Raw genomic sequence first — 24,228 nt, forward strand, 5'->3', positions numbered from 1 at the left:
AAATTTATGAGCAAGAGCACTGCTGAGATCCGTCAAGCGTTTCTCGACTTTTTTCATAGCAAGGGACATCAGGTTGTAGCCAGCAGCTCCCTCGTACCGAACAACGACCCGACGCTGCTGTTTACCAACGCCGGGATGAACCAGTTTAAAGACGTTTTCCTCGGTCAGGATAAGCGCGATTACTCGCGTGCGACCACGGCGCAGCGTTGTGTGCGTGCCGGTGGTAAGCACAACGATCTCGAAAACGTGGGCTACACTGCACGCCATCACACCTTCTTTGAAATGTTGGGCAACTTCAGCTTTGGCGACTATTTCAAAAAAGACGCGATTGCATACGCCTGGGAACTGCTGACGGGTGAGCAGTGGTTTAAGCTGCCGAAAGAACGTCTTTGGGTCACCGTCTATGAAACGGACGATGAAGCCTATGACATCTGGGCGAATGACATTGGTATTCCGCGCGAACGTATTATTCGCATCGGTGATAACAAAGGTAGCGCTTACGCTTCTGATAACTTCTGGCAGATGGGTGATACCGGCCCGTGCGGCCCGTGCAGTGAAATCTTCTTCGATCATGGCGATCATATTTGGGGTGGCCCGCCGGGAAGCCCGGAAGAAGATGGCGACCGTTACATTGAAATCTGGAATATCGTGTTCATGCAGTTCAACCGTCAGGCCGACGGTACCATGCTGCCGCTGCCAAAACCTTCGGTGGATACCGGCATGGGCCTGGAGCGTATTGCCGCGGTATTGCAGCACGTAAACTCCAACTACGAAATCGACCTGTTCGCCAAACTGATTAAATCAGTGGCTGAAGTGACGGGTGCGAATGACCTCAGCAACAAATCACTGCGCGTTATTGCTGACCATATCCGTTCCTGTGCTTTCCTGATTGCTGATGGTGTGATCCCTTCGAATGAAAACCGTGGTTATGTGCTGCGTCGCATCATTCGTCGTGCAGTACGTCACGGTAATATGCTTGGCGCAAAAGATGCCTTCTTCTACAAACTGGTTGCACCGCTAATTGAAGTGATGGGTTCAGCGGGTGAAGATCTGCAACGCCAGCAGACTCAGGTAGAGAATGTCCTGAAAGCAGAAGAAGAGCAGTTCGCGAAAACGCTGGAGCGTGGTCTGGCATTGCTGGATGAAGAGCTGGCAAAACTGCAAGGTGATACTCTTGATGGTGAAACCGTCTTCCGTCTCTATGATACCTTCGGCTTCCCGGTAGACCTGACAGCAGACGTCTGCCGTGAGCGTAATCTGAAGATCGATGAAGCTGGTTTCGAAGTGGCGATGGAGCAGCAACGCCAGCGCGCACGCGAAGCCAGTGGCTTTGGTGCCGATTATAACAGCGTAATTCGTATTGACTCGGCCTCGGCATTTAAAGGCTACGACCAGTTGGTATTGGCTTCCACGGTGCAGGCGCTGTTTGTTGACGGTCAAGCGGTTGATCAGGTCAGCGCAGGGCAGGACGCGGTAGTGATACTGGATGAAACGCCGTTTTACGGTGAGTCAGGCGGGCAGGTGGGTGATACCGGTGTACTGGCTGGGAATAATGCTGAATTTAGCGTCCAGGATACACAGAAGTATGGTCAGGCGATTGGTCATATCGGTAAGCTTACTCAAGGTCAACTGCGTGTCGGCGATCGCCTGAATGCACAGGTTGATGAAGAGCGTCGCGCACGTATTCGCCTGAACCACTCGGCGACACACCTGCTGCATGCCGCGTTGCGTCAGGTTCTCGGTGACCATGTAGCGCAGAAAGGCTCGCTGGTAAACGACAAATACCTGCGTTTCGACTTCTCCCATTTTGAAGCGATGAAACCGCAGGAAATCCGTCAGGTTGAAGATATCGTCAACGCCCAGATTCGTCGTAACCTGGCAGTTGAAACCAATATCATGGACCTGGAAGCAGCCAAAGCGAAGGGCGCAATGGCGTTGTTTGGCGAGAAATACGACCAGCGCGTACGCGTGCTGAGCATGGGTGATTTCTCCACCGAGCTTTGTGGTGGTACGCACGCAGCACGTACCGGTGATATTGGCCTGTTCCGCATTCAGTCTGAGTCAGGTACCGCAGCAGGCGTGCGTCGTATTGAAGCCGTTACCGGTGAAGGCGCTCTGGCGCAAGTCAATGCGCAAAGCCATCAGTTGCAGGATATCGCGCATCTGGTGAAAGCCAACAGCAGCAATCTGAACGAAAAAGTGCGTGGTCTGGTGGATCACGTACGTGCTCTGGAAAAAGAGTTGCAGCAACTGCGTGACCAGCAGGCTGCGCAAGAGAGCGCATCCCTCAGTAGTAAAGCCGTGGATGTGAAAGGCACCAAGCTGCTGGTGAGCGAACTGAGCAACGTTGAGCCTAAGATGTTGCGTACTATGATGGATGACCTGAAAAACCAGCTTGGTTCCGCGATTATCGTGCTGGCAACCGTTGCTGAAGGCAAAGTGTCATTGATTGCCGGGGTAACCAAAGACCTGACTGACCGTGTCAAAGCGGGTGAACTGGTCGGTGAGCTGGCCGCACAGGTCGGTGGTAAAGGCGGTGGTCGTCCGGATATGGCACAGGCGGGTGGTACTAATCCGCAGGCGCTGGCCGGTGCGCTTGCAGGTGTGCAGGACTGGGTTAGCGATCGACTGTAACGAAATAAAACTAAGCATCGTGAGGAGCGCCAGGAACAGATGTTCCGGCGCTTTTTAACGCGATGTGCACCAGGTAATGACAAAGTCAGGTTGAGGCAGTGTATTTCGGCTAAACTAACTATCAGCAGAATGTATTGGCGTGACAAACCACAATGGTGTATTTGTCATAGACATTGTTCGGCAGTATATGATGGATATGGCCGGGAACCCGAACAGGCCCGACTCTTTTAATCTTTCAAGGAGCAAAGAATGCTTATTCTAACTCGTCGAGTTGGTGAAACCCTCATGATTGGCGATGAGGTGACTGTAACGGTGCTGGGAGTTAAAGGTAACCAGGTCCGTATTGGCGTCAATGCACCTAAAGAGGTTTCAGTGCATCGCGAAGAGATCTATCAGCGCATCCAGGCAGAAAAAGCTCAGCCTACGAGTTACTAACGGATTCAGCGCCTCGCTTTGCGGCGAGGCGCTACCGCTTTTCCCCTGCTTTTCTGTTTTTCCTGTTATTTTCCTCTTTCTCATTTTGTTATCTGTATCGACCTTTTACTGTTGATTAATCACTCTTTTTGTCGGCAAATTGCGCGGATTGTTTGTCATTTGTGCAAACAAACTTGTAGTGGGAAAAATTGTTTGACTTATAAGTGCGGGAAAGTAATATGTGCGCCACGCAGTGCCGATGAGCGGAAACAAAGTTCAGCAGCACAGTTCGTAAGAACGCGTAAGGTGAGGTGGCCGAGAGGCTGAAGGCGCTCCCCTGCTAAGGGAGTATGCGGTCAAAAGCTGCATCCGGGGTTCGAATCCCCGCCTCACCGCCATTTTTCGATGCATCCATAGCTCAGCTGGATAGAGTACTCGGCTACGAACCGAGCGGTCGGAGGTTCGAATCCTCCTGGATGCACCATCGAAAAAGATGTCGTAAAGAGTGAACGAGCAGTTCCTTTCGTGGTGAGTTGTTAGCACCCTGCGTTGTACAAGAATTTTCAGAAATGCATCCATAGCTCAGCTGGATAGAGTACTCGGCTACGAACCGAGCGGTCGGAGGTTCGAATCCTCCTGGATGCACCATTCTTCGTATCATTCCCAGGTTGATTTCAGTAAGTCCATCGCAAGAAAATCTCTCAATGCATCCATAGCTCAGCTGGATAGAGTACTCGGCTACGAACCGAGCGGTCGGAGGTTCGAATCCTCCTGGATGCACCATTCTTTGTCTCATCATCAACTTCAGTCAGTCCGTCGCAAGAAAAACTCTCAATGCATCCATAGCTCAGCTGGATAGAGTACTCGGCTACGAACCGAGCGGTCGGAGGTTCGAATCCTCCTGGATGCACCATTCTCTCGTCTTTACTCGCCGTTCAAATAAAAACACTGAATTAACCGTCATTTATGCGCGGTACCGTTTTCTCACCTTTTTCTTAAATCCAAAATTGCTAATGCTTTCAAAGCATTTGCTGTTAAGCACACCTGGCGACAACCTGAGCGCATTACGTTAAAGTAAGGGCACCTTTGCAGGATGTCCGGAGTGACAATGTACGACCAATATGACGCCTTGATTTTCGATATGGACGGCACGATTCTCGATTCCGAGCCGACACATCGAAAAGCCTGGCATCAGGTTCTCAGCCGCTATGGTTTCACCATTGATGACGAAAAAATGGTGAGCTTAAACGGTGCGCCTACCTGGCAGCTGGCGCAATTTATCATCGAGCAAAACAACGCTACGCATGATCCACATCAGCTGGCGGCGGAAAAGACCGTGGCCTTCAAAGCGATGTTGCTGGATAGCGTTCGTCCGTTGCCGTTGATGGAAGTGGTCAAGGCTTATCATGGCCGTCGTCCGATGGCGGTGGGGACCGGCAGTGAACATAGCCTGGCGGAAGCGTTGCTGAAGCAGTTAGGGGTTTATCATCTTTTTACCGCAGTCGTCGGCGCCGATGATGTCCTGCGCCATAAACCGCAACCTGATACCTTTTTGCGCTGCGCCGAGCTGATGGGCGTTGCTCCCGCACGATGTGTGGTATTTGAAGATGCTGATTTTGGCGTGCAGGCCGCTAAAGCGGCAGGTATGGATGTGGTTGATGTCCGTTTACTGTGAATGACTTTCTGACTTATGGCTCGTTATTTGGCAGTAGCTTTCTGAGTGCCACTCTCCTTCCGGGAAGCTCAGAAGCGATGCTGGTTGCCCTACTGATCGCCCAAAAAGGGTCGGTCTATGGGTTGCTATTGGCTGCATCAGTGGGAAACACGCTGGGCGGCTTGACGAACATTTTTCTTGGTCGCCTGATGCCACCAAAAGGGCAGGGGAGATGGCATAACACAGCAATGACGTGGTTACACCGATTCGGACCTGCAGCCCTGTTGTTTAGCTGGCTACCCGTGGTGGGCGATCTGCTCTGCGTCTTCGCAGGCTGGTTGCGCGTTGGCTGGCTTCCGGCGTTGTTGTTTCTCGCCATCGGTAAAACACTGCGTTACATCGTTATCGCGACGGTCACTTTGCAAGGTTTGCAATGGTGGCATTGATTCGCACAGATTCGAGGCTACGGTTAACATTATGCTGAACAAAAATAAATTATTCGCACAGCGGGAGGTTAATGTGATCCCGGACGTATCAAAAGCGCTTTCCTGGCTGGAAGCGCATCCCGACGCGTTAAAGGGTATCGGCCGTGGCATTGAACGCGAAACGTTGCGTGTCGAGCCGGATGGTCACCTGGCAACCACCGGGCACCCTGAGTCCCTTGGGTCAGCGCTGAAGCATGATTGGATTACCACCGATTTCGCTGAAACGCTGCTCGAGTTCATCACGCCTGTTGATCAGAACATTGATCACATGCTCAGTTTCCTGCGCGATATTCACCGCCATGTGGCGCGTGAGCTGGGTCAGGAGCGCATGTGGCCGTTTAGCATGCCCTGTATCATCGACGATGCGGATAAAATCGAGCTGGCGCAATATGGCAGCTCCAATATCGGCAAAATGAAGACGTTGTATCGTCAGGGTTTGAAAAACCGTTATGGCGCGCTGATGCAGACCATTTCAGGCATCCATTACAATTTCTCACTGCCGCTGTCATTCTGGCGTGAGTGGGCGGATGTTAAAGACGCGGAAAGCGGTAAGGAGACCATCTCCGCCGGGTATCTGCGCCTTATTCGTAACTACTACCGTTTCGGCTGGGTGATCCCGTATTTGTTTGGCGCATCACCAGCCATTTGCTCCAGCTTCCTGCAAGGTCGGGAAAGCAATCTGCCGTTTGAAACGAACGATAAAGGTACGTTGTGGCTGCCGTATGCCACCTCATTGCGTTTGAGCGATCTTGGCTATACCAACAAATCGCAAAGTGGACTGGGTATCACCTTTAACTCGTTGGAAGGCTATGTGGCGGCATTAAAAGCGGCGATCAAAACACCTTCTGAAGAATACGCTGCCATTGGCACCAAAGATGCCGATGGTAACTGGTTGCAGCTGAACACGAATGTGCTGCAAATTGAGAACGAGTTGTATGCGCCGATTCGTCCGAAACGCGTGACACGTAGCGGTGAAGCACCTTCAGACGCGCTACAACGCGGCGGCATTGAATATATTGAAGTTCGCTCGCTGGACATCAATCCGTTCTCCGCGATTGGTGTCGATGCCAATCAGGTGCGTTTCCTCGACTTGTTCCTGATTTGGTGTACGCTGGCGGATGCGCCGGAAATGAGCGCGGATGAGTTGCTCTGTAGCCGCAAAAACTGGAATCGTGTGGTGCTGGAAGGTCGTAAGCCGGGCCAGATGATTGCTGTGGGATGCAGCGCGACGCAGCATACCCTGGTTGAAGTGGGCAAGGCGTTGTTTGCGGATCTGCGTCGGGTGGCAGAAGTGCTCGACAGCAACGAGGGCAGCACGCAATATCAACAGGTTTGCGATCAACTGGTGGCATCGTTTGATGATCCTGAGCTAACCTATTCGGCGCGTATCCTTCATGCGATGAAGGAAAATGGTTTGACCGGAACCGGTGTGGCATTGGCTGAACAGTATCGTCATCTGCTGTGTGAGGAGCCGCTTGAGGTTCTGAGCGAGGATGATTTTACGCGCCAGGCACAGGCTTCCGTGCTCGCGCAGGAGACGCTGGAACAGAGTGATACGCTGGATTTCGCCAGCTATCTCGCCAGCCGGGAAGGGTAAAAAAGAAAAGGCCACATCACTGTGGCCGAATAAACATCTCTGTTGTCAGGGATGATGATAACAAATGCGCGTCTTTCATATATTCAGACGTTGGGCGAACAGAAAAGTTTCATCGTTTTAAAAAAATTCTCAAAACAGGAGGTGACAATATGCCACTGCTGGATAGTTTTACTGTAGATCACACCATCATGGCGGCGCCCGCAGTGCGTGTTGCGAAAACCATGAAAACTCCTCATGGCGATACCATCACCGTTTTTGACCTGCGCTTCTGCCGACCAAACAAAGAGATTCTGACCGAGCGCGGTATTCATACGCTGGAGCATCTTTTCGCCGGATTTATGCGTAACCACCTGAATGGTGAAGGCGTGGAAATCGTCGATATTTCACCGATGGGTTGCCGCACGGGTTTTTACATGAGCCTGATTGGCGCGCCGGACGAGCAGCGTGTGGCAAAAGCGTGGAAAGGGGCGATGGAAGACGTTCTGAAAGTTAAAGAGCAGAACCAGATCCCGGAATTGAACGAGTATCAATGTGGTAGCTACAAGCTGCACTCACTGGACGAAGCGCAGCAGATTGCGCGCAACGTGCTGGCACATGAGATTGGCGTTAACTATAACGACGAGCTGAAACTGCCGGAAGAAAAATTGCACGAACTGCACATCTAGTTGCTACTGATGCAGAAAGAAAAATGCCGCGTTAATCGCGGCATTTTTATGTCAGGAACCAATTGATGATTTGAGCGGCGTGTGCGGTGTAATGCGCACCTGCTTCACCATGTTGTCCTGCACATCGAGAATATCGATATCATACTTGCCGACCTGAACCTGAGTATTCACCTGCGGAATCTCTTCCAGCACTTCCAGCAGCATACCGTTGATGGTGCGGGCTTCCTCTTCCGGCAGTGACCAGTTGAACGCTTTGTTAATTTCGCGCACGTTAGCCCCCCCCTCAATCAGCACCGAACCGTCATTCTGCGGCATCACTTCTTCTGCCAGCGTGGGAGACATTGAGGTGGTGAAATCACCGACGATTTCTTCAAGGATATCTTCGATGGTTACCAGACCTTTGATATCGCCGTATTCATCAACGACCAGTCCGACCTTCTTCTTATTGCGCTGGAATTTCACCAGTTGAACGTTCAGCGGTGTCCCTTCAGGCACATAGTAGATTTCGTCGGCAGCACGCAGTAGCGTCTCTTTGTTAAACTCTTTTTTCTCGGTCATCGTGCGCCAGGCTTCGCGCACACGCAGCATGCCAACACAGTCGTCCAGTGAGTCGCGAAACAAAACAATACGGCCATGCGGCGAATGGCTGAGCTGACGCACCACCGATTTCCAGTCGTCGTTAACGTTGATGCCGACAATCTCGTTGCGCGGCACCATGATGTCTTCTACGCCAACCTTTTCCAGATCCAGCACGGACAGCAGCATATCCTGATTGCGACGCGACATAAGGCTACGCGATTCATACACAATGGTACGTAGTTCTTCTTTACTCAACGCTGAGCTAATTGAACCATCGGTTTTAATGCCGACCATCCGCATCAGAACTCGCGTAATGGTATTCAACAGCCAGACCAGCGGTAGCATGACGTATTGCAGGGGGGCGAGGAGAAAACTGCTGGGATAAGCGACCTTCTCCGGGTAGAGCGCAGCAATCGTTTTAGGCAGAACCTCGGCGAAAACCAACACCACAAAAGTCAGGATACCGGTGGCAATCGCTACTCCGGCGTCGCCGTATAAACGCATACCCACGATGGTGCCTAACGCTGATGCCAGGATGTTGACCAGGTTGTTGCCGATCAACACCAGGCTGATCAAACGATCAGGGCGACGCAGCAGCTTCTCGACGCGGCGCGCGCTGCGCTGACCGTTTTTCGCCTGATGGCGCAGTTTGTAGCGATTGAGCGTCATCATGCCGGTCTCAGAACCGGAGAAATAAGCCGAGACCAGCACCATGATGACCAGCGTGATGATCAGCGTGGTGGTTGAAACATGTTCCAACGCAAAAATTCCTTTAGTGAGAAGATTGGGTGAGCAGGTGTTGCAGTACGCGGCTGCCAAAGTAGGCCATTGTCAGCAAAATTGCACCGCTGCAATTGAACCAGACGACACGGCGACCGCGCCAGCCCTCGTGGTAGTGTCCCCAGAGCAAAACGATATAAACAAACCAGGCAATGATCGACAGCACCGCTTTATCCACATTCTCGGCGCTGAACAGATTGTGCATATAGAACAGGCCGGTCACCAGCACCAGCGTCAGCAGCACGACGCCAATCTGGGTGATGTGAAACATTTTGCGCTCAATGCTGAGCAGCGGCGGCATATCCTGAGTGAAGGCCAGCTTTTTATTTTTCAGCTGATAATCGATCCACGCCAGTTGCAGCGCATACAGCGCGGCAATAATCAGGGTCGCGTAGGCAAATAGCGACAGACCGATGTGGATCATCATGCCTGGCGTGGTTTCCAGATGGGTAATAAAAGCGTTAGGCACGAAAGTGGCAAACGCCAGATTGATCAATGCAAAGCTATAGACAACCGGCAGCAGCAGCCAACCGCGATTGCGCGAGGCGACGATAGTCATAATGGCGCAAATCAGCAGGCTGACCAGCGAGCCAATATTTAACAGGCTGAGATTTTGCCCGTTATCGACGGCAAAAATGCGTTGTTGTAACGCCACTGCGTGGGCTATTAACGCCACACAGGCGGAAAGCACAGCAAAACGCCGCCAGCCACCATTGCGTTTCAGCAGGCTGGGGATGATCAAAGCAAGGCTGAGAGAGTAGGCGAACAACGCCACGATCGCGAAAACGAACATAGATCCTTTCAGGTGTCAGTCAGATAAGGAAAAAAGCAGTATAACGTCAGCCGCAGCAGGCTCCAAACGATCTGAAGGTCAATTGCAGAGATCGGCCTGGCTTCGTGTTATAATCCGCCGCATTGTGTCGCCCAGGCGGCCTCGCTATGTTTCTAAGTGAGAGAGCATGTTTGATAATTTAACCGATCGTTTGTCGCAAACCCTGCGCAATATCAGCGGCCGCGGAAGGCTGACCGAAGACAACATCAAGGACACGCTGCGTGAAGTACGTATGGCGTTGCTGGAGGCGGATGTCGCGCTGCCGGTAGTCCGTGAATTTATTAACCGCGTTAAAGAGCGCGCGGTCGGCAATGATGTGAACAAAAGCCTGACGCCAGGTCAGGAATTCATCAAAATTGTTCGCAATGAACTGGTCGAGGCGATGGGTGCAGAAAATAATGCACTCAACCTGGCCGCGCAGCCGCCGGCTGTGGTGCTGATGGCTGGCCTGCAAGGTGCGGGTAAAACTACCAGTGTCGCCAAGCTGGGTAAATTCCTGCGTGAGAAGCATAAGAAAAAAGTGCTGGTTGTCTCCGCTGACGTGTATCGACCTGCGGCGATCCGTCAGCTGGAAACATTGGCGCAGCAGGTTGGCGTGGATTTTTGTCCGTCGGACCTGAGCCAGAAGCCTGTTGATATCGTCAACAACGCGTTGAAAGAAGCGCGCCTGCAATTCTACGACGTCCTGTTAGTGGATACCGCCGGTCGTCTGCACGTTGACGAAGCGATGATGGACGAAATCAAGCAGGTTCATGCCGCGATCAATCCGGTAGAAACCCTGTTTGTTGTGGATGCGATGACCGGCCAGGATGCTGCCAACACCGCGAAAGCGTTCAACGAAGCGCTGCCGTTAACCGGTGTGATCCTGACCAAAGTCGATGGTGATGCGCGCGGTGGTGCGGCGCTGTCGATTCGTCACATTACCGGTAAGCCCATCAAATTCATGGGTGTTGGTGAAAAAACTGAAGCGCTGGAGCCGTTCTATCCGGATCGTATCGCCTCACGTATCCTCGGCATGGGCGATGTGCTGTCGCTGATTGAAGATATCGAAAGCAAGGTTGACCGCGATCAGGCTGAGAAGCTGGCGAAGAAACTGAAAACCGGCGATGGCTTTGACCTCAATGACTTCCTTGATCAGCTGAAGCAGATGCGCAACATGGGCGGCATGACAAGTTTGATGAGCAAGCTGCCGGGCATGGGACAGTTGCCGGATAACGTGAAATCGCAGATGGACGATAAGCTGCTGGTGCGTATGGAAGCGATCATCAACTCGATGACGCGCAAAGAGCGCGAGAAGCCGGAAATCATCAAAGGTTCCCGCAAACGCCGTATCGCTCTGGGTTCAGGCATGCAGGTGCAGGATGTTAACCGACTGCTGAAGCAGTTCGATGATATGCAGCGCATGATGAAGAAAATGAAGAAGGGCGGCATGGCGAAAATGATGCGCAGTATGAAGGGCATGATGCCGCCAGGATTCCCCGGTCGCTAAGGTGACCGGCTAAATGCCGGAAAAGTGAGATGCTCAGGTTGCTTTTTGCGCCAAAATGAGTAAAATTTTCGGGCTTTTTATATTGCACCCGGGCCCCGTTCCTCGATGGGGCCCGGTTGTTTTATTAACTAATGAGGATGTTATGGTAACCATTCGTTTGGCACGTCACGGCGCTAAAAAGCGTCCGTTCTATCAGGTCGTCGTTACTGACAGCCGCAATGCTCGTAACGGTCGCTTCATCGAGCGCGTAGGTTTCTTCAACCCGATCGCTGCTGGTCAGGCTGAAGGTCTGCGTCTGGATCTGGACCGTATTGAGCACTGGGTTGGCCAGGGCGCAACGCTTTCTGATCGCGTTAACGCGCTGATCAAAGAAGCAAAAAAAGCAGCTTAATCTGTCACGGTGGTGAGCATGAGCAGAAAACCTGCCGCACAGCCTCCCGCTAACCCGGTTGTACTGGGGAAGATGGGTGCCGCTTACGGCATTCGGGGCTGGCTCAAAGTGTTTTCTTCCACCGAAGAAGCCGAAAGTATCTTCGACTATCAGCCCTGGTTTATTCAGCACGCCGGTCAATGGCAGCTGGTCGAACTGGAAGGCTGGAAGCACCACAATCAGGACCTGATCATCAAAGTCAAAGGCGTTGACGATCGGGATGCCGCGGCTCAATTAACCAATTGCGAAATTACGGTTGATTCCGCGCAGCTGCCACCGCTGGAAGAGGGTGATTACTACTGGAAAGACCTGATGGGTTGCAAAGTAGTAAACCTCGAAGGCTACGAAATGGGCAAAGTCATTGATTTGATGGAGACCGGCTCGAACGACGTTCTCGTCGTTAAGGCAAACCTGAAAGATGCATTCGGTGCACAGGAACGGTTAATACCGTTTCTTGATGAACAGGTTATCAAGAAAGTCGATCTCGCTACTGGCACTATTGAAGTAGATTGGGATCCTGGTTTTTGATCTCCGGACAAACCGGTAACGCAACGGCGAACGCGATGTGGATTGGTGTTATTAGCCTGTTTCCAGAGATGTTTCGCGCTATTACCGATTACGGGGTAACTGGCCGGGCAGTAAAAAATGGCCTGCTCAACATTGAGAGCTGGAGTCCTCGTGACTTCGCGCACGACCGGCACCGTACCGTAGACGATCGTCCTTACGGCGGCGGACCGGGGATGTTGATGATGGTGCAACCCTTGCGGGACGCCATCCACGCAGCGAAAGCAGCGGCGGGGGAAGGTGCTAAGGTGATTTATCTTTCACCTCAGGGACGCAAACTCGACCAACAGGGCGTTTGCGAACTGGCGACACATCAGAAGTTGATTCTGGTCTGTGGTCGCTATGAAGGAATAGATGAGCGCGTTATTCAAACCGAAATTGATGAAGAATGGTCAATCGGTGATTACGTACTCAGTGGCGGTGAGCTGCCAGCCATGACGTTAATTGACTCGGTCGCCCGGTTTATTCCTGGCGTGCTGGGAAAACAGGCGTCAGCCGATGAGGATTCGTTCTCGGATGGTTTGCTGGATTGCCCGCACTATACCCGACCTGAAGTGTTAGAAGGAATGGATGTACCGGCAGTTTTACTGTCGGGGAACCATGCCGATATTCGCCGTTGGCGCCTGAAACAGTCGCTAGGCCGTACCTGGCTGAGAAGACCTGAACTTCTGGAAAACCTGGCTCTGACTGAAGAGCAAGCAAGGTTGCTTACTGAGTTCAAGCGTGAACATCAGCAGCAACAAAACGATGAGGCGGAAGAGTAATCTTCCCTGACTATCAGTTTACCCAGGATAAGAGATTTAATTATGAGCAACATTATCAAGCAACTTGAACAAGAGCAGATGAAACAGGACGTACCTTCCTTCCGTCCGGGTGATACCGTGGAAGTGAAAGTATGGGTCGTTGAAGGTTCTAAGAAACGTCTGCAGGCATTCGAGGGCGTGGTTATCGCTATTCGTAACCGCGGTCTGCACTCTGCATTCACTGTTCGCAAGATTTCTAACGGCGAAGGCGTTGAGCGTGTCTTCCAGACTCACTCTCCGGTAATTGACAGCATCGCTGTTAAACGTCGTGGTGCTGTGCGTCAAGCCAAACTGTACTACCTGCGTGAGCGTACTGGTAAGTCTGCTCGTATCAAAGAGCGTCTTAACTAAGAGCTCGCGTAAGCGACATCTCAAAGTTAATAGCAAACAAGGGGTTGGCATCTGCCAGCCCCTTTTTTTATCCGCGTTTTAAATGATAAATGGCGGTATTCACCGGGCCACTTTCCAGCACGATTAAACCGTAGCGGTAATCGACAAAGCTGAAGCCACTGCGCTCAGCCACTGCGCGGCTGGCGCGGTTATCGGCAGCCGCCAGAATCTCCAGCAACTTCACCTCGGGTGACTGGAAGCCTAACGCAATCAGTTGGGCGACTGCGCGTGTTGCTACTCCCTGACGCTGAGCTGTCGATCGGACCCAATAACCTAATGCGCAAAATTCTCCAGGCTGTTGAGCAAAACGAATACCGGCACCGCCCAGCAACTGATCGTTTTCATCGACAATCGCGAACTCTTCGGCTTCTCCTTTGACGCGCTGGATATGAGTAAAGTTGATCCAACTGCTAGCCTCATCGCTGCAATAATTATCGTGTGCCCACGCCATCCAGGGCGTCAGACTGGTGAGGGATTCATTCACTGCCTGGGCAAAAGAGGCGGCGTCCTGCAAATGAAAAGGTCGAAGACCAACATGGCGAATACTCATAAAACTGATCCTGAAAAGCTACGTATAACAAAATGTTAGCGCAGGTCTGCGCAATAATCTTATGTTGTTTTGAATGTTGGTGTAATCAATTATTTACACTTATCTATTTGGCTTGTGGAGTGGTTTTTTAATTTAACATCATGTTTTTAAAATAATAAATTTATATTTATCATGGTGATGAAATGATGTGGTAATAAAAGTGTACATCTGTGGATTGCATCATTTACGGCTTATGGTAAAGTGAGCGCCATCCTCAGTGAGGATCCCAACACGCATAAACGAGTAAAAAGGATCGCTATCATGCAAAAAGACGCGCTGAACAATGTGCATATCGCCGATGAACAAATTTTAATTACCCCCGGAGAACTGAAGGCGAAATTCCCGCTGAGTGCTGCTCAGGAAGCGCAAATTGCCGCTTCACGTCAGACTATCTCCGATATCATCGCTGGCCGCGATCCGCGCCTGCTGGTGGTATGTGGTCCTTGTTCAATCCACGATACCGAAGCTGCACTTGAATACGCGGGTCTGTTGAAAAACCTTTCTGAACAGTTGAAGGATCAGCTGTACATCGTTATGCGTGTCTATTTTGAGAAACCCCGTACTACCGTCGGCTGGAAAGGGTTGATCAACGATCCCTATATGAACAACTCGTTTGATATGGAAGCCGGGCTGCACATTGCGCGTCAGCTGCTGGTGAACCTCGTGGAGATGGGACTGCCGCTGGCGACGGAAGCGCTCGATCCGAATAGCCCACAATACCTTGGTGATCTGTTCAGCTGGTCAGCGATTGGTGCGCGTACCACCGAATCTCAGACCCATCGCGAGATGGCTTCAGGTCTTTCCATGCCGGTTGGCTTTAAAAACGGTACTGATGGTAGCCTGGGCACTGCAATTAACGCCATGCGCGCTGCTGCGATGCCGCACCGTTTTGTCGGTATCAACCAGGCCGGTCAGGTTTGCCTGTTGCAGACCCAGGGCAATCCGGATGGTCATGTGATCCTGCGTGGTGGTAAAGCACCCAATTACGGCCCGGAAGATGTTGCGCAGTGTGAAAAAGAGATGCTCAAAGCGGGACTGCGTCCGGCCTTAATGATAGATTGCAGCCATGGCAATTCTAACAAAGACTATCGCCGTCAGCCCGGAGTAGCCGAATCGGCTATTGCCCAGATTAAAGATGGAAACCGCTCCATTATTGGCCTGATGCTGGAAAGCCATATTCATGAAGGCAACCAGTCATCTGAGCAGCCGCGTAGTGAGATGAAATACGGTGTGTCCGTCACCGATGCCTGCATCAACTGGGATACTACCGAAACCTTACTGCGCGAAATCCATCAGGATCTGCAGGGAGTGCTGTCGGCGCGTCTGTCACACGAGGTGTAATGAGTCATGGTGGCTGAACTGACCGCGCTACGCGATCAAATCGATGAAGTAGATAAAGCCCTGCTTGGGTTGCTGGCGAAGCGACTCGAGCTGGTTGCTGAAGTAGGTGAAGTAAAAAGCCGTTATGGCTTACCGATTTATGTGCCAGAACGCGAAGCCAGTATGCTGGCTTCACGTCGTCAGGAAGCCGAGGCGCTCGGTGTACCACCGGATCTGATTGAGGATGTGCTGCGCCGTCTGATGCGGGAATCCTACACCAGTGAAAACGACAAAGGCTTTAAAACTCTGTGTCCGACGCTGCGTCCGGTGGTGATTGTCGGTGGCCGTGGTCAGATGGGGCGTCTGTTTGAGAAGATGCTGACCTTGTCTGGTTATCAGGTTCGCTTGCTCGATAAAGAGGATTGGGACCAGGCTGACGCGTTATTGAAAGATGCCGGTATGGTGATTATCAGTGTACCGATCCATCTGACAGAACAGATTATCGCGCAACTGCCAACGTTGCCGGAAGACTGCATTCTGGTCGATCTGGCATCGGTGAAGAATCGACCATTGCAAGCGATGCTGGCGGCTCATAATGGCCCGGTGTTGGGGCTGCATCCGATGTTTGGTCCGGACAGTGGTAGCCTGGCAAAACAGGTTGTGGTGTGGTGCGACGGGCGTCAGCCAGAGGCGTATCAGTGGTTCCTTGAACAGATTCAGGTGTGGGGTGCACGGCTCCACCGCATCAGTGCTGTTGAACATGACCAAAACATGGCCTTTATCCAGGCGCTGCGTCACTTCGCGACCTTTGCGTATGGTCTGCATCTGGCGGAAGAGAACGTCAATCTGGATCAGCTGCTGGCATTGTCCTCACCGATTTATCGGTTGGAGTTGGCGATGGTTGGGCGGTTGTTTGCTCAGGATCCACAGCTTTACGCAGATATCATTATGTCTTCAGAAAGCAATATCGCGCTGATTAAGCGTTACTATCAGCGCTTTGGTGAGGCGATTACCTTACTGGAGCATGGTGATAAACAAGCGTTTATTGAGAGCTTCCAGCGTGTGGAACACTGGTTTGGTGACTACGCGAAACGCTTCCTGGTTGAGAGCCGCAGCATGTTGCGTTCAGCCAACGACAGCCGACAATAAAAGAAAAGGGCATCCGCAAGGATGCCCTTTTGCTTAGATGCGCGGCTCTACCGGCACCACATTCTCACCCGGGTAACAGCCGAGCACTTTCAACGAACGCGTCAGACCGCGTAACTCTTCCAGCGCGCGCTGCATGCTGTCAGATTGCAGATTGCCTTGCACATCAATGTAAAACATCTCTTCCCACGGGTTGCCGTTAATCGGGCGCGATTCCAGCTTGCTCATGATCAGGTTGTGCTGACGCAGAACCAGCAGCGCTTCAACCAGCGCGCCCGCCTGTTGGCCCGTCGCCATAATCAACGTTGTCTTTGCCGGAACCTGGTCGGAGACATCAATCGGCTTACGTGCCAGCACAATAAAACGTGTATGGTTCTGCTGCTGATTAGCCAGATCACGTTCCAGCACCTGTAATTGATACAACTCGCCACCGGCTTCGCTGCCGAGTGCGGCGACTTTTGGTGAATTCATCGCAGCCACTTTTTCCATCGCGGCGGCAGTGCTTTCGGTGTACTCAATTTTCCATTGCGGGAAACGGTTGATGAATTGGCTACACTGTTGGAACGGTTGGGGATGGCTGTAGACGGTTTCAATCTGCTGTAAATCGGTGTTGCCACTGACTAACACGCAATGTTCGATAGGAATGGTCAGCTCACCCACAATCGACAGCGAGGTTTGTTGCAGCAGGTCATAAACGTCATTGATGGAACCAGAAGAGGTGTTCTCAATCGGCATCACCGCATAGTCAGCCTGGCCGCTTTCCACTTGCTGAATGATATCCTGAAACTTAAGACAACCACTTTCCACCATCGAATCGAAGTGACGGGCGGCGTATTTGCGTGCCGCAAGGTGTGAATAGGAGCCTTTCGGACCGAGAAACGCAATACGCGGGGCATGAGCATGCGGATGGTTGAGATTCTTTTGCAGCAACGCCTGCTGGGTCAGCACAGAATCCTCAATCACCAGTTGGAAAAGACGTGTGATGTAGTGTGCATCAAGCTGGTGTTTCTTCCCAAGAGTAATCAGGTTTTCCAGCAGGGCACGTTCACGTTCGACATCGCGGATCGGGCGATGGGTTGCCAGTTTGGCTTGCGCCACTTCAACTGCCAGGCTGCGGCGCTCAGCCAGTAACGTCAGTAGCTTCTCATCAACAGCGCTGATTTTGTCGCGTAATGCCAGCAGTGGATTATCGGGGTTCATAAGGCTCACCTGTAAGCTGTCCAATAAAAAAGCCTCCCGGTTGGGAGGCTTTGTTGTTCGTCTTCGCATTCATTTTCACATGACGAATCGCCTCCCAATCAGGGGAAGGTAAAAAAGAATGCGAAGAAGAACGGCAGATGTTTCATGGTAGTTTCCATAAATAAAGTGACCCGAGATTAACCGCACTGATTTAAGGCTGTCAATAAAAAACGCGCCCGTAGGCGCGTTGCTGAGAGAATCGGGGTTTATCCCGCCGGAGTAAAATCTTTAACACTCGTGGTGGCGCGACGCGCTTCAGGTTTGTGTTGCGCTTTATTGAGCTGTCGCTCCAGCTTGGCAATCAGGTCGTTGATTGCGGTGTACATATCATCATGTTTCGCGCTGGCGACCAGCGTGCCGTTTGGTGTGTTAATCGTGGCGTCGGCCACAAATTCTTTCGGCTCTTTCGATAACACAATGTGCGGATTTATCAGGTGAGTTTGCCATTTTTCCAGCTTGGCGAGACGGTCTTCGACATGGTTGCGGATAGCCGCAGTGATTTCCATTTGTTTACTGGTAATGTTCAGAATCATCATTCAAACCTCTCTGTCATTTCCGTCTGGGTAGGTCCAGCATACCGCGGAAACACGGAAAATGTGTGATCAAGATCACGTAAAAATGTCACTTTTTGTCAATGCCAACAAATTGTGAGAAAGGCCGGGAAAGTGGCGGAAAAAGCTTGAAGCGCGGGGATGAACGGGGCAAGATTGACGAGTTAACCGGGGCGATAAATCCGATTTTTGTCTGATTTTTCACCAAAAAAAAGCAGCCAATGAAGGCTGCTTTTTTGTTGGCTGCGAATCAGGCGTTATTGGCGGCGATAATTTTCGCCACTTTATCGGCCTCAGCAGTCAGTTGGAGCTGGCGATAGGCATTTTCCATCAGCGGCAGCGCCTCATGAGTGGCTTGCGCGTCCGGATAATCTCTCATCATCCCTTCTACACGGTTAACAACAGCGACATAAGCACCGCGCTTGGTATAGAATTGCGCCACTGAAAGTTCATACTTCGCCAGGCGCTCTTTCAGGAACACCAGGCGTTTCTGTGCATCTGCGGCATATTGGCTGTTCGGGTAACCGCGCAGCAGCTGGGAGAAGTCGCGGAATGCATCACGGGCATGGGTCGGATCGCGATCGGAACGATCAATACCGAAGAAGCCCTGTAGTGCGGAATCATCCAGCGCCATATCCGTCAGACCTTTCATGTAAATGACGTAGTCGATGTTCGGATGAGTCGGGTTGAGACGCATAAAGCGTGCGATAGCGGCTTGCGCCAGCGGCAGATCGGCATTTTTATAATACGCGTAGATCAAATCCAGCTGTACCTGCTGAGAATACGGGCCAAACGGATAGCGGTTATCCAACGCTTCCAGTTGCTTAATCGCCGCTTTAAAGTTACCGTCCTGCAGTTTTTGCTGAGCTGTGGCGTAAATCTCAGACGGCGGGCTGTCCGGTACTGTGTCCTTAGAACCGGAGCAACCCACCAGTGCCAGGCTCAGTGTGGCAGCAGCCACCAGATGTTTCATACGCGTCATGACGAAATGATTATCCTCAAAGTGTTATGGCGGAAGCTGTCCGTGTAGCTCCCGGTAATGACCAGGTACGATAGCACATTATATTAAACGGCATCGCCGTGAAAACCCAACGTTAACGAAGAAGCTGTATATGGCACAACAAGTTCAACTCACCGCAACGGTGTCCGAAGCACAACTTGGACAACGCTTAGATCAGACTTTGGCGGAATTGTTCCCTGATTATTCACGTTCTCGCATAAAAGAATGGATCCTCGAGCGTCGCGTCAGCGTCAATGGCACCGTGGTCGACAAACCGAAAGAAAAGGTTCTGGGCGGCGAGCAGGTGTCGATCAGCGCTGAAATCGAAGAAGAACAACGCTGGGAAGCGCAAAATATCCCGTTGAATATCGTCTATGAAGACGACGATATCATCGTCATTAATAAACCCCGCGACTTGGTGGTGCACCCTGGTGCAGGCAATCCGGATGGGACGGTGCTGAATGCGCTGCTTTACCATTATCCGCCGATCGCTGATGTACCGCGTGCGGGTATTGTCCATCGTCTGGATAAAGACACCACCGGGTTGATGGTGGTGGCAAAAACCGTTCCGGCACAAACCCATCTGGTTGAAACCCTGCAACTGCGCGAAATTACCCGTGAGTACGAAGCGGTAGCGATTGGCACCATGACGGCGGGTGGTACGGTAAATGAGCCGATGGCGCGTCACTCGACCAAACGTACCCATATGGCGGTGCATCCGATGGGCAAACCAGCGACCACGCATTATCGCATCATGGAACATTTCCGTGCGCACACCCGTTTGCGTCTGCGGCTGGAAACGGGGCGTACCCACCAGATTCGTGTGCATATGGCCCATATCAACCATCCGCTGGTAGGCGATCCGCTTTATGGTGGTCGTCCTCGTCCTCCGAAAGGTGCTTCCGACGAGTTTATCGCGACGTTACGTGGCTTCGATCGCCAGGCGTTGCACGCGACTATGCTGCGTCTCTACCATCCGATCACAGGTATTGAGATGGAGTGGCACGCGCCGCTGCCGCAGGATATGGTTGATTTGATCGACGCCCTGAAAGCCGACACCGATATGTTCCGCGATCAGCTGGACTGGTTATGAGTGACCTGATCATCCCGGACTGGCCTGCACCGGCTCGGGTTCGGGCATGTTCCACAACGCGTCACGGCGGAGTGAGCCTGGCGCCCTGGAACTCACTGAATCTCGGCGGTCATGTCGGCGACAGTGAAGATCATGTGATGCTTAATCGTCAGCGTCTGGTTGAGCGGGCACAATTGCCCGCTATGCCACAATGGCTCAATCAGGTGCACGGTCAGGATGTGGTGCGTCTGCCCCATGATAACTTGATTCCTGATGCGGATGCGGCGATCACCCGTGAAGCAGGTGTGGTTTGTGCTGTGATGACGGCGGATTGTTTGCCAGTGTTATTTTGCGCCCGTGATGGCAGTGAGGTCGCCGCAGCCCATGCGGGGTGGCGTGGCTTGTGTAATGGTGTGCTGGAACAGACACTGGCGCAATTTCACTGTCCCCCCAATGAGATTTATGCGTGGCTGGGGCCGGCCATTGGCCCACAGGCTTTTGAAGTGGGTGCCGAAGTTCGAGCGGCATTTATGGCGCATGATATTCGTGCCGATGCGGCATTTCGTCCGGTCGGGGAAAAATATTTTGCCGACATCTGGCTGTTGGCGCGTCAGCGTCTACAGGCGGCAGGTGTGCACTCCATCAGTGGATCATCGCGCTGTACCTGGCATGAAAACGACGATTTTTTCTCCTTCCGACGCGATCGTATCACCGGGCGTATGGCAACTTTGATTTGGCTGAGATAACCTTACGCCACAAGACGATCCAGTAGCGTATTTTTTGCTCACAACTCAGGTCATTAACCTTGAAAAATTTGAGGGATGACCTCATTTAATCTCCAGTAGCATTTTGACCTGTAACGGGAGGAATCATGCGTCTGGATCGTCTTACCAACAAATTCCAGTTGGCCCTGGCCGATGCACAGTCCCTTGCTCTGGGACACGATAATCAATTCATTGAACCCCTTCATGTGATGAGCGCATTGCTCAATCAGGAAGGCGGATCGGTGCGTCCGTTGCTCAGTGCCGCGGGTGCCGATGTGGCTGGCCTACGTACCGGCATTGATCAGGCTATTAATCGATTACCACAAGTTGAAGGCACGGATGGCGATGTACAGCCGTCCGCCGATTTGGTGCGTGTGCTCAACCTGTGCGACAAACTGGCGCAAAAGCGCAACGATAACTTTATTTCATCTGAATTATTTGTTCTGGCGGCCCTGGATTCACGCGGTTCGTTGGCGGATTTACTTAAATCTGCCGGCGCAACCTCAGAAAAACTCGCTAAGGCCATCGAGCAATTGCGAGGGGGAGAGAACGTGAACGACCAGGGGGCTGAAGATCAGCGTCAGGCATTAAAAAAATACACCATCGATCTGACCGAGCGTGCCGAAATGGGCAAACTCGATCCGGTGATCGGTCGTGACGAAGAAATACGTCGTACCATTCAGGTGTTGCAACGCCGTACCAAAAATAACCCGGTACTGATTGGTGAGCCAGGGGTGGGTAAAACCGCGATCGTTGAGGGGCTGGCACAGCGCATCATCAATGGTGAAGTACCGGAAGGGCTGAAAGGTCGTCGGGTACTGGCACTCGACATGGGTGCGCTGGTGGCTGGCGCGAAATATCGTGGTGAATTTGAAGAGCGCCTGAAAGGGGTGTTGAACGACCTGGCGAAGCAGGAAGGCAACGTCATCCTGTTTATTGATGAGCTGCATACCATGGTGGGTGCCGGTAAAGCCGATGGCGCCATGGATGCCGGTAATATGCTGAAACCTGCGCTGGCGCGCGGTGAGCTTCATTGTGTCGGTGCCACGACGCTGGATGAATATCGTCAATACATTGAAAAAGACGCTGCGCTGGAGCGTCGTTTCCAGAAAGTCTTTGTTGCTGAGCCGAGTGTTGAAGACACCATCGCTATTTTGCGTGGCCTGAAAGAGCGTTATGAACTGCATCACCATGTGCAGATTACTGACCCGGCGATTGTGGCAGCGGCAACGCTTTCGCATCGTTATATTGCAGACCGTCAATTGCCGGATAAAGCCATCGACTTGATCGATGAGGCCGCGTCCAGCATTCGTCTGCAAATTGATTCGAAACCCGAACCGCTGGATCGACTCGACCGCCGTATTATCCAGCTTAAACTGGAGCAGCAGGCTCTGAAGAAAGAGTCTGATGATGCCAGTGTTAAACGTCTGGAGATGCTGGAAACAGAACTCGACCAGAAAGAGCGTGAATACGCCGAGCTGGAAGAAGAGTGGAAAGCAGAAAAAGCGTCTCTGACCGGGATGCAGAATATCAAGGCTGAACTGGAGCAGGCGCGATTGTCGCTGGAGCAGGCGCGTCGTGTGGGTGATTTGGGGCAGATGTCTGAATTGCAGTACGGCAAAATCCCGGCGCTGGAGAAACAACTGGCAGCGGCAACCCAGTCAGAAGGCAAAACCATGAAACTGTTACGTAACCGCGTAACGGATGTGGAAATTGCCGATGTGCTGGCGCGCTGGACCGGTATTCCGGTGGCCCGCATGATGGAAGGGGAGCGCGATAAATTGCTGCGGATGGAGCAGGAGCTGCATGCGCGTGTTATCGGACAGGATGAAGCGGTTGAAGCGGTGTCGAATGCCATTCGACGCAGTCGTGCAGGGTTGTCCGATCCGAATCGTCCGATTGGTTCCTTCCTGTTCCTGGGGCCTACCGGGGTGGGTAAAACTGAGCTGTGCAAAGCGCTGGCAAACTTCCTGTTCGACAGCGACGACGCCATGGTGCGTATCGACATGTCCGAATTTATGGAAAAACATTCGGTATCGCGTTTGGTGGGGGCTCCTCCGGGATATGTCGGCTATGAAGAGGGCGGTTATCTGACTGAAGCGGTGCGTCGTCGTCCCTATTCAGTGATTTTGCTGGATGAGGTAGAGAAAGCGCATCCGGATGTGTTCAACATTTTGCTGCAGGTGCTGGATGATGGCCGCTTAACCGATGGGCAGGGTCGCACGGTCGATTTCCGTAACACGGTAGTAATCATGACTTCGAACCTGGGATCGGATTTGATTCAGGAACGGTTTGGTGCGCTGGATTATCCTGAAATGAAGGATCTGGTGATGTCGGTTGTTGGTCATCATTTCCGTCCGGAGTTTATTAACCGTATTGATGAAGTGGTGGTCTTCCATCCGTTGGGTGAAAAACACATTGCATCTATCGCGCAGATTCAGTTGCAGCGGTTGTATAAACGTCTGGAGGAGCGTGGCTATCAGCTACATATTTCGGACGAAGCAATTCGCTTGTTGGGAGAAAATGGTTACGATCCGGTTTACGGTGCACGACCGCTGAAACGTGCTATCCAACAGCAGATTGAAAACCCACTGGCACAACAGATTCTTTCTGGTGCGCTGGTCCCGGGTAAAACCATCGAGATGGATGTGAAAGATGATGCGATTGTCGCGCATCAATAGATAAAATGACGATAACGGGCCTGCGGGCCCGTTTTTTATGCCTTTCGCACAGGATTTTGCTGCATTTTGCAACGCCTTGCCTGGAAAGTGAGCGGTCGCGCAAAAAGTTTAAATTAGCGCTTGTCAGTCAGAATTATCTCCCTATAATGCGCCTCCACTGACACGGCAAAGCGGCAACGCAGGCGGTCAGCGAGGGACGAAGTGATTCATCCCGCCAGAGAAAAATCTCGAAAAAGAGATTGACTCTGAAGGAGGAAAGCGTAATATACGCCACCTCGCGACAGACGGTTAACCCGCTGNTCGCACTGCTCTTTAACAATTTATCAGACAATCTGTGTGGGCACTCGCAGGATTGATATCAAAAGTCTACGGACTTAAAAAATATCAAGTCTCAAGAGTGAACACGTAATTCATTACGAAGTTTAATTCTTTGAGCATCAAACTTTAAATTGAAGAGTTTGATCATGGCTCAGATTGAACGCTGGCGGCAGGCCTAACACATGCAAGTCGAACGGTAGCACAGAGGAGCTTGCTCCTTGGGTGACGAGTG

At 52.0% G+C, this 24,228-nt stretch carries 23 protein-coding genes, 5 tRNA genes and 1 other annotated feature; of the genes, 21 read left to right on the top strand and 7 right to left on the bottom strand.

Features of this window, described 5'->3' with window-relative positions:
- Window positions 1–6: 6 nt before the first annotated feature.
- The 11 genes from alaS (at window position 7) to luxS (ending at window position 7,449) form a co-directional block, all read left to right on the top strand.
- Window positions 7–2,634 (top strand): alanine--tRNA ligase, encoded by a 2,628-nt coding sequence (gene alaS, locus CTZ24_RS13090; protein WP_208723743.1) that lies wholly within the window; start codon window positions 7–9, stop codon window positions 2,632–2,634.
- 249 nt (window positions 2,635–2,883) lie between these two features.
- Window positions 2,884–3,069: a carbon storage regulator CsrA gene (csrA, locus tag CTZ24_RS13095; RefSeq protein ID WP_013510212.1), complete on the top strand. Its 186-nt coding sequence runs from the start codon at window positions 2,884–2,886 to the stop codon at window positions 3,067–3,069.
- 284 nt (window positions 3,070–3,353) lie between these two features.
- Window positions 3,354–3,446: transfer RNA gene (locus CTZ24_RS13100), tRNA-Ser, on the top strand.
- A gap of 9 nt (window positions 3,447–3,455) precedes the next feature.
- Window positions 3,456–3,532 (top strand) — tRNA-Arg (locus CTZ24_RS13105).
- An 87-nt stretch (window positions 3,533–3,619) separates the two neighbouring features.
- Window positions 3,620–3,696, top strand: a tRNA-Arg gene (locus tag CTZ24_RS13110).
- A 58-nt stretch (window positions 3,697–3,754) separates the two neighbouring features.
- Window positions 3,755–3,831, top strand: a tRNA-Arg gene (locus tag CTZ24_RS13115).
- A gap of 53 nt (window positions 3,832–3,884) precedes the next feature.
- Window positions 3,885–3,961: transfer RNA gene (locus CTZ24_RS13120), tRNA-Arg, on the top strand.
- A gap of 195 nt (window positions 3,962–4,156) precedes the next feature.
- Window positions 4,157–4,723, top strand: a complete 567-nt coding sequence (gene yqaB, locus CTZ24_RS13125) for a fructose-1-phosphate/6-phosphogluconate phosphatase (protein WP_208723744.1) — start codon at window positions 4,157–4,159, stop codon at window positions 4,721–4,723.
- The gene (locus CTZ24_RS13130) at window positions 4,720–5,148 is read left to right on the top strand and encodes a YqaA family protein (protein ID WP_013510210.1); all 429 of its coding nucleotides are present in this window, start codon (window positions 4,720–4,722) and stop codon (window positions 5,146–5,148) included. The genes yqaB and CTZ24_RS13130 overlap by 4 nt, the downstream gene beginning before the upstream one ends.
- A gap of 31 nt (window positions 5,149–5,179) precedes the next feature.
- Entirely contained in the window at window positions 5,180–6,784 is a 1,605-nt protein-coding gene (gshA, locus tag CTZ24_RS13135) for a glutamate--cysteine ligase (protein ID WP_208723745.1), read from the top strand.
- A 149-nt stretch (window positions 6,785–6,933) separates the two neighbouring features.
- Complete coding sequence (luxS, locus tag CTZ24_RS13140; protein WP_036626543.1) at window positions 6,934–7,449, top strand: S-ribosylhomocysteine lyase; 516 nt, start codon at window positions 6,934–6,936, stop codon at window positions 7,447–7,449.
- 51 nt (window positions 7,450–7,500) lie between these two features.
- Here luxS and CTZ24_RS13145 read toward each other — a convergent pair whose 3' ends face one another.
- Window positions 7,501–8,787 carry an HlyC/CorC family transporter gene (locus CTZ24_RS13145; protein ID WP_208723746.1) on the bottom strand — a complete coding sequence of 429 codons (1,287 nt, stop codon included), beginning with the start codon at window positions 8,785–8,787 and terminating at the stop codon, window positions 7,501–7,503.
- Between the two features lie 13 nt (window positions 8,788–8,800).
- Complete coding sequence (locus CTZ24_RS13150; protein ID WP_013510206.1) at window positions 8,801–9,601, bottom strand: cytochrome C assembly family protein; 801 nt, start codon at window positions 9,599–9,601, stop codon at window positions 8,801–8,803.
- A gap of 166 nt (window positions 9,602–9,767) precedes the next feature.
- On the opposite strand from CTZ24_RS13150, the gene ffh reads away from it, so the two are divergent.
- From ffh to rplS, 5 genes are all read left to right on the top strand, one after another.
- Window positions 9,768–11,129, top strand: a complete 1,362-nt coding sequence (gene ffh, locus CTZ24_RS13155) for a signal recognition particle protein (protein WP_208723747.1) — start codon at window positions 9,768–9,770, stop codon at window positions 11,127–11,129.
- Window positions 11,130–11,271: 142 nt separating this feature from the next.
- Window positions 11,272–11,520 carry a 30S ribosomal protein S16 gene (gene rpsP, locus CTZ24_RS13160; protein WP_013510204.1) on the top strand — a complete coding sequence of 83 codons (249 nt, stop codon included), beginning with the start codon at window positions 11,272–11,274 and terminating at the stop codon, window positions 11,518–11,520.
- Between the two features lie 18 nt (window positions 11,521–11,538).
- Entirely contained in the window at window positions 11,539–12,087 is a 549-nt protein-coding gene (gene rimM, locus CTZ24_RS13165) for a ribosome maturation factor RimM (RefSeq protein ID WP_021184498.1), read from the top strand.
- 35 nt (window positions 12,088–12,122) lie between these two features.
- Window positions 12,123–12,887, top strand: a complete 765-nt coding sequence (trmD, locus tag CTZ24_RS13170; protein WP_021184497.1) for a tRNA (guanosine(37)-N1)-methyltransferase TrmD — start codon at window positions 12,123–12,125, stop codon at window positions 12,885–12,887.
- Between the two features lie 42 nt (window positions 12,888–12,929).
- Window positions 12,930–13,277 (top strand): 50S ribosomal protein L19, encoded by a 348-nt coding sequence (gene rplS / locus CTZ24_RS13175; protein WP_013510201.1) that lies wholly within the window; start codon window positions 12,930–12,932, stop codon window positions 13,275–13,277.
- A gap of 67 nt (window positions 13,278–13,344) precedes the next feature.
- Here the strand turns inward: rplS and CTZ24_RS13180 are convergent, their stop codons facing one another.
- Window positions 13,345–13,866, bottom strand: coding sequence for a GNAT family N-acetyltransferase (locus CTZ24_RS13180; protein WP_208723748.1), 522 nt, complete (start codon window positions 13,864–13,866; stop codon window positions 13,345–13,347).
- Window positions 13,867–14,166: 300 nt separating this feature from the next.
- On the opposite strand from CTZ24_RS13180, the gene CTZ24_RS13185 reads away from it, so the two are divergent.
- The gene (locus CTZ24_RS13185) at window positions 14,167–15,246 is read left to right on the top strand and encodes a 3-deoxy-7-phosphoheptulonate synthase (RefSeq protein WP_021184457.1); all 1,080 of its coding nucleotides are present in this window, start codon (window positions 14,167–14,169) and stop codon (window positions 15,244–15,246) included.
- Window positions 15,247–15,252: 6 nt separating this feature from the next.
- Entirely contained in the window at window positions 15,253–16,374 is a 1,122-nt protein-coding gene (gene tyrA / locus CTZ24_RS13190) for a bifunctional chorismate mutase/prephenate dehydrogenase (RefSeq protein WP_021184456.1), read from the top strand.
- Between the two features lie 33 nt (window positions 16,375–16,407).
- On the opposite strand, the gene pheA is transcribed toward tyrA, so the two are convergent.
- The 4 genes from pheA to bamD all read right to left on the bottom strand — a co-directional run bounded on the left by pheA (window position 16,408) and on the right by bamD (window position 19,143).
- On the bottom strand, window positions 16,408–17,571 hold the full coding sequence (pheA, locus tag CTZ24_RS13195) for a bifunctional chorismate mutase/prephenate dehydratase (RefSeq protein WP_021184455.1): 1,164 nt from the start codon (window positions 17,569–17,571) through the stop codon (window positions 16,408–16,410).
- 22 nt (window positions 17,572–17,593) lie between these two features.
- Window positions 17,594–17,718, bottom strand: a sequence feature (Phe leader region).
- Window positions 17,670–17,717, bottom strand: a complete 48-nt coding sequence (pheL, locus tag CTZ24_RS13200) for a pheA operon leader peptide PheL (RefSeq protein WP_100703679.1) — start codon at window positions 17,715–17,717, stop codon at window positions 17,670–17,672. Its footprint overlaps the feature before it by 48 nt.
- Before the next feature lie 98 nt (window positions 17,719–17,816).
- Complete coding sequence (raiA, locus tag CTZ24_RS13205) at window positions 17,817–18,143, bottom strand: ribosome-associated translation inhibitor RaiA (protein ID WP_013510195.1); 327 nt, start codon at window positions 18,141–18,143, stop codon at window positions 17,817–17,819.
- Between the two features lie 268 nt (window positions 18,144–18,411).
- Entirely contained in the window at window positions 18,412–19,143 is a 732-nt protein-coding gene (gene bamD / locus CTZ24_RS13210) for an outer membrane protein assembly factor BamD (protein ID WP_021184453.1), read from the bottom strand.
- A 130-nt stretch (window positions 19,144–19,273) separates the two neighbouring features.
- Between bamD and rluD the strand changes: the two genes are divergently transcribed.
- The 3 genes from rluD to clpB all read left to right on the top strand — a co-directional run bounded on the left by rluD (window position 19,274) and on the right by clpB (window position 23,678).
- Window positions 19,274–20,254: a 23S rRNA pseudouridine(1911/1915/1917) synthase RluD gene (gene rluD / locus CTZ24_RS13215; protein ID WP_021184452.1), complete on the top strand. Its 981-nt coding sequence runs from the start codon at window positions 19,274–19,276 to the stop codon at window positions 20,252–20,254.
- Entirely contained in the window at window positions 20,251–20,979 is a 729-nt protein-coding gene (yfiH, locus tag CTZ24_RS13220) for a purine nucleoside phosphorylase YfiH (RefSeq protein ID WP_208723749.1), read from the top strand. The genes rluD and yfiH overlap by 4 nt, the downstream gene beginning before the upstream one ends.
- 125 nt (window positions 20,980–21,104) lie before the next feature.
- The gene (clpB, locus tag CTZ24_RS13225) at window positions 21,105–23,678 is read left to right on the top strand and encodes an ATP-dependent chaperone ClpB (RefSeq protein ID WP_208723750.1); all 2,574 of its coding nucleotides are present in this window, start codon (window positions 21,105–21,107) and stop codon (window positions 23,676–23,678) included.
- Window positions 23,679–24,228 lie beyond the last annotated feature (550 nt).

This window comes from Pantoea phytobeneficialis (assembly GCF_009728735.1).
In the GTDB taxonomy this organism is placed as follows: domain Bacteria; phylum Pseudomonadota; class Gammaproteobacteria; order Enterobacterales; family Enterobacteriaceae; genus Pantoea; species Pantoea phytobeneficialis.